3 protein-coding genes, 1 tRNA gene and 1 rRNA gene are annotated in these 9,666 nt (G+C 68.5%); 1 reads left to right on the top strand and 4 read right to left on the bottom strand.

Going from position 1 to position 9,666, the window contains the following annotated elements; translation table 11 throughout:
• Window positions 1–32: 32 nt before the first annotated feature.
• Window positions 33–5,531, bottom strand: a complete 5,499-nt coding sequence (locus ABT127_RS28790; protein ID WP_351456013.1) for a HAMP domain-containing protein — start codon at window positions 5,529–5,531, stop codon at window positions 33–35.
• A gap of 404 nt (window positions 5,532–5,935) precedes the next feature.
• Between ABT127_RS28790 and ABT127_RS28795 the strand changes: the two genes are divergently transcribed.
• On the top strand, window positions 5,936–8,554 hold the full coding sequence (locus ABT127_RS28795) for a SpoIIE family protein phosphatase (RefSeq protein ID WP_351456015.1): 2,619 nt from the start codon (window positions 5,936–5,938) through the stop codon (window positions 8,552–8,554).
• Window positions 8,555–8,621: 67 nt separating this feature from the next.
• On the opposite strand, the gene ABT127_RS28800 is transcribed toward ABT127_RS28795, so the two are convergent.
• From ABT127_RS28800 to rrf, 3 genes are all read right to left on the bottom strand, one after another.
• A tRNA-Thr gene (locus tag ABT127_RS28800) sits at window positions 8,622–8,694 on the bottom strand.
• Between the two features lie 97 nt (window positions 8,695–8,791).
• Window positions 8,792–9,454 (bottom strand): DegT/DnrJ/EryC1/StrS family aminotransferase, encoded by a 663-nt coding sequence (locus tag ABT127_RS28805; RefSeq protein WP_351456042.1) that lies wholly within the window; start codon window positions 9,452–9,454, stop codon window positions 8,792–8,794.
• 118 nt (window positions 9,455–9,572) lie between these two features.
• Window positions 9,573–9,666: ribosomal RNA gene (rrf, locus tag ABT127_RS28810) — 5S ribosomal RNA — on the bottom strand; the annotation flags it as partial.

Below are 9,666 nucleotides of genomic sequence, written 5' to 3' on the forward strand. Positions count from 1 at the left end.
CAGCAACTCTGCGTGAAAATTCCGTTTTCCAGTTACTCACCGCGCATCCACTGTTCCATCACAGAGAGCAGATGATCCGGGTCGACCGGCTTCGTGACGTAGTCGGATGCGCCCGATTCGATGGCTTTCTCCCGGTCGCCCTTCATCGCCTTCGCGGTGAGCGCGATGATCGGCAGACCGGCGAACTGCGGCATCCTGCGGATCGCCGTGGTCGTCGCGTACCCGTCCATCTCGGGCATCATGATGTCCATCAGCACCACGGTCACATCGTCGTGCTGCTCCAGGACTTCGATGCCCTCGCGGCCGTTCTCCGCGTACAGGACCGACAGGCCGTGCTGCTCCAGAACGCTGGTCAGCGCGAAGACGTTGCGGATGTCGTCGTCGACGATGAGCACCTTCTCACCGCCGAACACGGACCCGCGCCGCGGCGTCGGCGCGGGGATCTCCTCGACCGCGCTCTCCCACGGCTCCTGAGCGGGCGCGGGCTGCCCCGGCAGGGCCGCTCGCGGCTCGGGCTCCGGAACGGCCTTGCGGCGGCGCCTGAAGAGCGCGGCGGCGCCGTTCTGCGTCTCCCGGTACGACTTCACCTCCGCCGGCGTCTCCACCTCGGCGGCCGGCTCGGGCGCGGCGTCCAGGGCGAGCGGACGGCCCGGCTCGACGGCCGGGGCCAGCTGCGCGTACCCCTGGGGCGGCAGCTCGCTCGGGTGCAGCGGCAGGTACAGCGTGAACGTGGAGCCGCGTCCGGGCTCGCTCGCCGCGTGGATCTCACCGCCCAGCAGACGGGCGATCTCCCGGCTGATGGAGAGCCCGAGGCCCGTACCCCCGTACTTGCGGCTGGTCGTGCCGTCGGCCTGCTTGAACGCCTCGAAGATGACCCGCATCTTGCTGGCCGCGATGCCGATACCGGTATCGGTGACCGAGAAGGCGATCAGATCGGCGTCCGCGTCCCGCAACGACCCCGCTTCCAGGAGCTGTTCCCTGATCGCGTTCGGCACGTCGCCGCCCGCCGGCCTGATGACCAGCTCGACGGCCCCCGAGTCGGTGAACTTCACCGCGTTGGAGAGCAGGTTGCGCAGCACCTGGAGGAGGCGCTGCTCGTCGGTGTGCAGCGTGGTGGGCAGTTCCGGCGACACCCGTACGGAGAAGTCGAGTTGCTTCTCCGCGGTCAGCGGCCGGAACGTCGCCTCCACGTAGTCGACGAGCTGCACCAGGGCGATCCGCGTCGGCGAGACGTCCATCTTGCCCGCCTCGACCTTCGACAGGTCCAGGATGTCGTTGATCAGCTGGAGCAGGTCGGAGCCCGCACCGTGGATCGTCTCGGCGAACTCGACCTGCTTGGGCGTGAGGTTCGCATCCGCGTTGTCGGCGAGCAGCTTGGCGAGGATCAGCAGCGAGTTGAGCGGTGTGCGCAGCTCGTGCGACATGTTCGCGAGGAACTCGCTCTTGTAGCGCATCGACACCGCGAGCTGTTCGGCGCGCTCCTCCAGGACCTGCCGCGCCTCTTCGATCTCGGTGTTCTTGACCTCGATGTCACGGTTCTGCTGGGCCAGCAGTTCGGCCTTCTCCTCCAGTTCGGCGTTGGACGCCTGGAGGGCCTTCTGCCGGTTCTCCAACTCGGCCGAGCGCTCCCTGAGTTGCTCGGTCAGTTCCTGGGACTGCTTCAGCAGCACCTCGGTCTTGGTGTTCACCGAGATGGTGTTGACGCTGGTCGCGATCATCTCGGCGATCTGGTTGAGGAAGTCCTTCTGGATCTGCGCGAACGGCGTGAAGGACGCCAGCTCGATCACCCCGAGCACCGTGCCCTCGAAGAGCACCGGAATCACGATGACCTGCGCGGGCGGCGCCTCCCCGAGACCCGACGCGATCTTCAGATAGCCGCTGGGCGCGTTGTCCACGATGATCGTGCGCTTCTCCTGGGCGGCCGTGCCGATGAGCGTCTCACCGGGCCGGAAGGAGGTTGGCATCGAGCCCATGGAGTAGCCGTAGCTGCCGAGCATCCGCAGCTCGTACGCGTCCTCGTCGCTGCTCGCCGCGTCGGGCCCGTCGTCCAGCGGCATCGCCATGAAGAACGCGCCGTGCTGCGCGGAGACCACCGGCGTCAGCTCGCTCATGATGAGCGAGGCCACGTCGTCGAGGTCGCGGCGGCCCTGCAGCAGACCCGAGATGCGGGCCAGGTTGCCCTTGAGCCAGTCCTGCTCCTCGTTGGCGATCGTGGTGTCGCGCAGGTTGGAGATCATCTTGTTGATGTTGTCCTGGAGGACCTGGATCTCGCCCGCCGCGTCGACGTCGATCTTGAGGTTGAGATCGCCGCGGGTCACCGCGGTGGCCACGGCCGCGATGGCACGCACCTGACGGGTCAGGTTCCCGGCCATCTCGTTCACGGACTCGGTCAGGTCCCGCCAGGTGCCGTCGACGTCGCGCACGCGTGCCTGGCCGCCGAGCTGGCCCTCGGTGCCCACCTCGCGGGCGACCCGGGTGACCTGGTCGGCGAACGACGACAGCTGGTCGACCATCGTGTTGATCGTCGTCTTCAGTTCGAGGATCTCGCCCCGCGCGTCGATGTCGATCTTCTTGGTCAGGTCGCCCTTGGCGATGGCGGTCGTGACCATCGCGATGTTGCGCACCTGACCGGTGAGGTTCGAGGCCATGCCGTTCACGGACTCGGTGAGGTCCTTCCACGTACCGGAGACGCCGGGTACGCGGGCCTGGCCGCCGAGGATGCCGTCCGTGCCCACCTCACGGGCCACCTTGGTGACCTGGTCGGCGAACGAACTCAGCGTCTTCACCATCGTGTTGAACGTGTCGGCGAGCTGTGCGACCTCGCCGCGCGCCTCGATGGTGACCGTACGGGTCAGGTCGCCGTTGGCCACGGCGTTGGCGACCTGGGAGATGTTGCGCACCTGCATGGTCAGGTTGTTGGCCATCAGGTTGACGTTGTCGCTCAGGTCCTTCCAGATGCCGGTGACGCCCGGAACCCTTGCCTGGCCGCCCAGTTGGCCCTCGGTGCCCACCTCGCGGGCCACCCGGGTCACCTGCTCGGCGAACGACGACAGCTGGTCCACCATCGTGTTCACCGTGGTGACCAGTTCGAGGATCTCGCCCTTGGCGTCGACGGTGATCTTCTTGGAGAGGTCGCCGCGCGCCACGGCCGTGGTGACCTCCGCGATGTTGCGCACCTGGAGCGTCAGGTTGTTGGCCATGCCGTTCACGGACTGCGTCAGGTCCTTCCAGGTACCCGACACACCCTGGACCTCGGCCTGGCCGCCGAGGATGCCGTCCGTGCCCACCTCGCGGGACACCCGCGTCACCTGCTCGGCGAAGGCCGACAGCTGATCCACCATCGTGTTGAGGGTGTTCTTCAGCTCCAGGATCTCGCCGCGCGCGTCCACGTCGATCTTCTGCGACAGGTCACCGCGCGCGACCGCGGTGGCGACCTGCGCGATGTTGCGCACCTGGGCCGTGAGGTTGCCGGCCATGCCGTTCACGGAGTCCGTCAGGTCGCGCCACACACCGGCGACGCCCGGCACCTGCGCCTGACCGCCCAGACGCCCTTCCGTGCCCACTTCCCGGGCCACCCGCGTGACCTGGTCGGCAAAGGCGGACAGCTGGTCCACCATCGTGTTGATGGTGTTCTTCAGCTCCAGGATCTCGCCGCGCGCGTCCACGTCGATCTTCTGCGACAGGTCACCGCGCGCCACTGCCGTGGTGACCTGAGCGATCTGCCGCACCTGAGACGTCAGGTTGCCGGCCATGAAGTTGACGGAGTCGGTGAGCTCCTTCCACGTACCGCTCACCCCGTCCACGCGGGCCTGCCCGCCGAGCCGGCCCTCCGTGCCCACGTCCCGGGCCATCCGGGTCACCTGGTCGGCGAACGACGACAGCTGGTCCACCATCGTGTTCACGGTGTTCTTCAGCTGGAGCATCTCGCCGGAGACGTCGACGGTGACCTTCTGCGACAGGTCGCCGTTGGCCACCGCCGTCGTCACCTGCGCGATGTTGCGGACCTGCCCGGTCAGGTTGCGGAAGGCCGTGTTGACGGAGTCCGTCAGGTCCTTCCACGTACCGGCGGCGCCCACGACGAGCGCCTGACCTCCCAGCTCACCCTCGACACCGATCTCACGGGCCACACGCGTCACTTCGGAACCGAAGGCGGAGAGCTGGTCCACCATCGTGTTGACGGTGTTCTTCAGCTCCAGCATCTCGCCCGCGACGTCCACGGTGACCTTCTGGGAGAGGTCACCGTTCGCCACCGCCGTGGTGACGGTCGCGATGTCGCGCACCTGTGTGGTCAGGTTTCTGAAGACGGTGTTGACGGAGTCCGTCAGGTCCTTCCAGGTCCCGGCCGCGCCCGGCACGTTGGCCTGGCCGCCGAGCTGGCCCTCGGCCCCGACCTCGTTGGCGACGCGCGTGACCTCGTCGGCGAACGTGCGCAGCGTCTCGGTCATCTGGTTGATGGTCTCGGCGAGCTGGGCGACCTCGCCCCGCGCGGACACCGTCACCTTCTGCGACAGGTCACCGTTGGCCACCGCCGTGGTGACCTGGGCGATCCCGCGCACCTGGGCCGTCAGGTTGCCGGCCATGAGGTTCACCGAATCGGTGAGGTCCTTCCACACCCCGGCCACGCCGGGCACCTGCGCCTGGCCGCCGAGCTCGCCCTCCGTGCCCACCTCGCGCGCCACTCGTGTGACCTCGGAGGAGAAGGACGACAGCTGGTCCACCATGGTGTTCACGGTGTTCTTCAGCTCGAGCATCTCGCCCGCGACGTGAACCGTGACCTTCCGGGACAGGTCGCCCTTGGCCACCGCGGTGGTGACGAGAGCAATGTCACGCACCTGTGCGGTGAGCCGGTACGCCATCGTGTTGACCGAGTCGGTCAGGTCTTTCCAGGAACCGGACATTCCGCGTACACGCGCCTGGCCGCCCAGCTTTCCCTCCGTCCCGACCTCGCTCGCGACACGCGTGACCTCGTCCGTGAAGGTGGAGAGCTGGTCGACGAGGTTGTTGACCGTCCGCCCGACCTTCAGGAACTCACCGCGCAGCGGATGCCCCGCCCCTTCGGGCGCCTGTGCCCGCAGCTCCATGCGAGGCGACAGATCGCCCTCGGCGACCGCCGTGAGTACCCGGCCCACCTCGGACACGGGGCGTACGAGGTCGTCGACGAGCGCGTTCGACGCGTTGATCGCCGAGGCCCACGAGCCCTCGCACGCGCCGGCCTCGAGGCGCTCCGTGAGCTTTCCCTCACGTCCGACCATCCGCCGCACCCGCGACAGCTCACCGGTGAGGTGCAGATTCCGGTCGGCCACCTCGTTGAACACGGCGGCGATCTCCGACATCACACCGTCGCCGCTGACCGTGAGGCGCTTTCGGAAATTGCCGTCCCGCATGGCGACGAGACCGGCGAGCAGCCGGTTCAGCGCCGCACTGTCGACCGTTGTCGTCCCTCCGCCGTTGCGCGATTTGCGCTGTTTCGTCAGGGACTGTCCGCCTTCTGCGCGCGTTTTCCTGCCCCGCGTCGCTGCGCCAGACTCCACTGTGTCCCTCCCGCAGGGATCGACCTGTACTGCTCGGGTAGCTCGGCTTGCCCAGATGCGCTTCTACCTCAGCACCGGCACTTCGATGCGTTTTCTTCAGAAGCCTGCCCAGTGTTTCACCATGGCTGAACCAGGCCATAACAGTTCGGCAGCTTCGCACACCGTCCGCACACCCTCCGGGCGGAAACACTGGCGACCGGCATCCGCATGGACGGCGAAGGTAAGTAACCTGGCTTACGGCTGTCCACCCACCCCGGTCTGCCCGACCTGGGCGGTGGCGGAAAACGAGCGGGCATCGGAGGGGCGGCCGAGACATGGGTACGGGAGACCTGGGCCTCGACATTCGTACAGCGAGTGCGGCAGGTACGGCGACTACATCGAGTTCTACGCGTACAGGGAGTTCTGTGATCACCGCGCGTGCGGCTGCCACCTTCGAACCTGTCGGGCGGTCCGTCGCGACCGCCCGGTCCTTCGTGCGCGACACCCTCCAGGGGTGGGGCTACGCCGACATCATCGACGACGCCGTGGTGCTGACCAGCGAACTCGTGACGAATGCGGTGGTGCACGCGGGCACCTCCGCGGACGTGCTGTGCCTGCGCAGCGACGACCATGTCCGTATCGAGGTCTCCGACCGCTATCCGGAGCGCGAGATCCCGCTCCAGTCCTCGGCGATCAACATGGGCAGTCCCGACCGCGAGGGCGGCCGCGGCCTCCAGCTCTGCGCCGCGCTCGCGGGCCGTTGGGGAGTGGACTATTCGGCCACGCACAAGCAGGTGTGGTTCCAACTCGACCTGCCGGAGCGCCCGGTGGGCACCCGCGCGGCCGGCCCCGTCGTTCCCACCGATCTCCTGCCGCTCGCCGACGAGCGGGTGCGCGTCGCCGTGGTGCAGATCGACAAGACCGGCGCGGTCACGTCGTGGAACGAGGACGCGGAGCACCTCTTTGGCTATCCGGCCGACCAGGTCACCGGCAAGCCCCTCACCGACTTCGCGGCCTGGCCGCACACCCCGGGCACCAGCACCGGCATCGCCGACGCGCTCCAACTCTCGCGCTGGGAGGGCAGTTACGGCATCCGCGGCGCCACGGGTCGCGTCCTCCCCGTCTACGCCTCCCATCTGCGGGTCCGCGACACCGACGGTGAGCCCTCGACGGTCTGCCTGCTCGTACGCGATCACGAGCGCGCCGTGCTGCAGACGCCGCTGCGCGTCCCGGCGCCCGACAGCGGGTCGTCGGAGAGTCAGGGCTCCGACCCGTTCGAGGTCTTCATCGGCTCTCCGGCCCCCGACGACCTGGACGGCCTGCTCCAGCGCACGGTCGAGCGGGCCCGCGACATGCTCGACGGCGACTCGGCCTTCCTGCTGCTGGCGACGGACGACGAGACGGAGCTGGAGGTCCGCGCCTCCACCGGCCTCCCCTCGGCCCGTCAGCGCTTCGCACGGGTGCCGGTCGAGGTCGGCCCCGGCCGCTACGGCTCGGCGCGCATGCCGGCCGTCCATGAGGACCTCACTCAAGTCCCGGGCGCGGTACCGCTGTTGAACGGTACGGGCATGCGTTCGGTCGTGACGGTCCCGCTCAAGGTCGAGGGGCGTCTCACCGGCTCCCTCGGTGTCGCGGCCGAATCACCGGACCGCTACTCGAACGAAGAGGCCCTTCGCCTCCAGTTCGCGGCGGACCGCATCGCGCTGGCGGTCGAATCGGCCCGCCTCGGTGAGCTGGAGAAGCTGCGCCGCGGTTCGCTGAGCTTCCTGGTGGAGGCGTCCGACCTGCTGGCCGGCACGCTCGACCGCGACCAGACGCTGGCGCTGATGGCCCAGATGACGGTGCCGACGCTGGCGACCTGGTGCGCGGTGTACACGATCGCCGACCAGGCCTCGGACCCGTACCTCTCGTACGTCCTGCACGAGGACGAGGAGCGCATCGACGGCCTCAAGGCGCTCCTGTCCAAGATCTCCCCGCCGGAGCCGGTGCCCACGCCGGGCGCCCGCGTCTGGCCGGCCCCCGCGGAGGCGGCCCATCAGGCGGCACTGCGTACGTCGATGAGAAGCCTCGGCCTCAACGAGCCGACGAGCATCACGTCCGGCATCGGCACCACCCTCGCGACGGCTTCCGCGGTGGGCGGCGAGACGGTCGTCCTCCCCCTGGTCGCCCGTAACCGCGTCATCGGCATGCTGACGCTCGGCAAGCCGACCGACGAGCACTTCCGCCAGGAAATCCTGGAGCTGGCCGAGGACTTGAGCCGCCGAGCGGCCCTGGCACTCGACAACGCCCGCCTCTACTCGGAACGCATGGCGATCAGCCAGTCCCTCCAGCGCAGCCTCCTCCCGCCGGAGCTCCCGGACGTCCCAGGCGTGGAGGTGGAGGTCATCTACCGCGCGGCCGGCGAGGGCAACGAGGTGGGCGGCGACTTCTACGACCTCTTCCCGATCCGTGACGGCGCGTACGGCTTCGCGATCGGCGATGTCTGCGGCACGGGCCCGGAGGCGGCCGCGGTGACGGGCCTGGCCCGCCACGCGCTGCGCCTGCTGGCCCGCGAGGGCTTCGGCGGCCCCGCGGTCCTGGAGCGGCTGAACGCGGCGATCCTCGACGAGGGCGCACGCAGCCGCTTCCTGACGCTGCTCTACGGGGAGTTGTGGCCGCAGGAGGACGGCTCGGCGGTCCTGAAGATGGTCTGCGCCGGTCATCCGCTTCCGCTGCGTCTGCGCCAGGACGGCACGGTCGTCCCGTTCGCCGAGCCGCAGCCGCTGCTCGGCGTCATGGACGACCTGGAGCTGTACGAGCAGACGATGACGCTGGACGCGGGCGATGTCCTGCTGTGCGTCACGGACGGCATCACGGAGCGCCGCGAGGGCACCCGCATGCTGGGCGACGACGGTCTCGCCGAAGTCCTGTCGACGTGTACGGGTCTGACGGCCGGCGCTGTGGCCGCCCGCATCATGCGCGCGGTGGAGCGCTTCGCCGCTGACGCCCCGTCCGACGACATGGCGATCCTGACGATGCGCGTACCGGGCCTGCAGCACGACTGACGCCGGAGGGGGCGGGGGAAAGGAAAAGGCCCCCGCCCTGTTTCCAGGGCGGGGGCCTCAATTCCTGAGCCCCCAAGCGGAATCGAACCGCTGACCTTCTCCTTACCATGGAGACGCTCTACCGACTGAGCTATAGGGGCCTGTTGCTTTCGCGGTTTCCCGCTCACCAACGAGTTAAAGCATACCCGAAGATCAGGTCGCTTCGAACCATCGATCGCACGGCCCGCGAAGGCAGCGTCAGAAGGCGGGTTGAAGCAATCCGCCGAGCGCGTTGCAGGCGGAGACGATGCGCTGCATCTGCCGCTTGGACAGTTCCGCGTCGAGGGGCAGCGCCAGCGTTTCGTCGGCGGCGCATTCCGTCTCGGGCAGTTCCACGTCACGCCGGAACGCGGGCATCCGGTGCACCGGCGTCTTCACCGGCACGCTGCATTCGACGCCCTTGCCGCGCAGGGCACGGGCGAAGGCATCCCGATCGGGCCGCCCGTTGCCGGGCACGCGCACGACGTACTGCTGAAAGGTGTGCCCTTCGCCGGCCGCGGGCGTCCGCAGCCCGCTGAGCCGCCCGCTCAGATAGGCCGCGTACGCGCGTCGCCGCCCGACTTCCTCGAACGGCTGCTGGGATTCGCCCTGTTCCACCAGGAACAGCCCGTGGCGCCGGGTGACTCCGGTCAGCCGCTCGATGTCGGCGCGGTGTCCGAAGCGGTGGACGGCGACCACGGCGGCGGTCCGCTCGCTCACGCAGGCGGCGACGTGCGAGGGATCGATGCAGTACGTGTCGGGGTCGATGTCAGCGAAGACGGGAGCGGCGCCCGCCTGTACGACGGCTTCGGCGACCTCGGGGTTGCCGTAGGCCGGCACGATCACTTCGTCACCGGCGCCGATACTGGCGGCTTGCAGCATTCCAACTGTGCCCATGGCACAGAATGCTCATCGTGCCACGTGAACGCCAAGTAAAGGGAAACAAAAAAGAGCTGGTCCCCGAACCAAAGGTTCGGGGACCAGCTCTTTATCAAAAGGAGTTCGGCGGCGTCCTACTCTCCCACAGGGTCCCCCCTGCAGTACCATCGGCGCTGTAAGGCTTAGCTTCCGGGTTCGGAATGTAACCGGGCGTT

It is taken from the genome of Streptomyces sp. NPDC001904 (genome assembly GCF_040297005.1).
Lineage (GTDB): Bacteria > Actinomycetota > Actinomycetes > Streptomycetales > Streptomycetaceae > Streptomyces.

Excerpts from the sequence above, each read along its gene's own strand:
- ABT127_RS28805 (WP_351456042.1), bottom strand. The coding sequence starts at position 9,454 with ATGCTGCAAGCCGCCAGTATCGGCGCCGGTGACGAAGTGATCGTGCCG.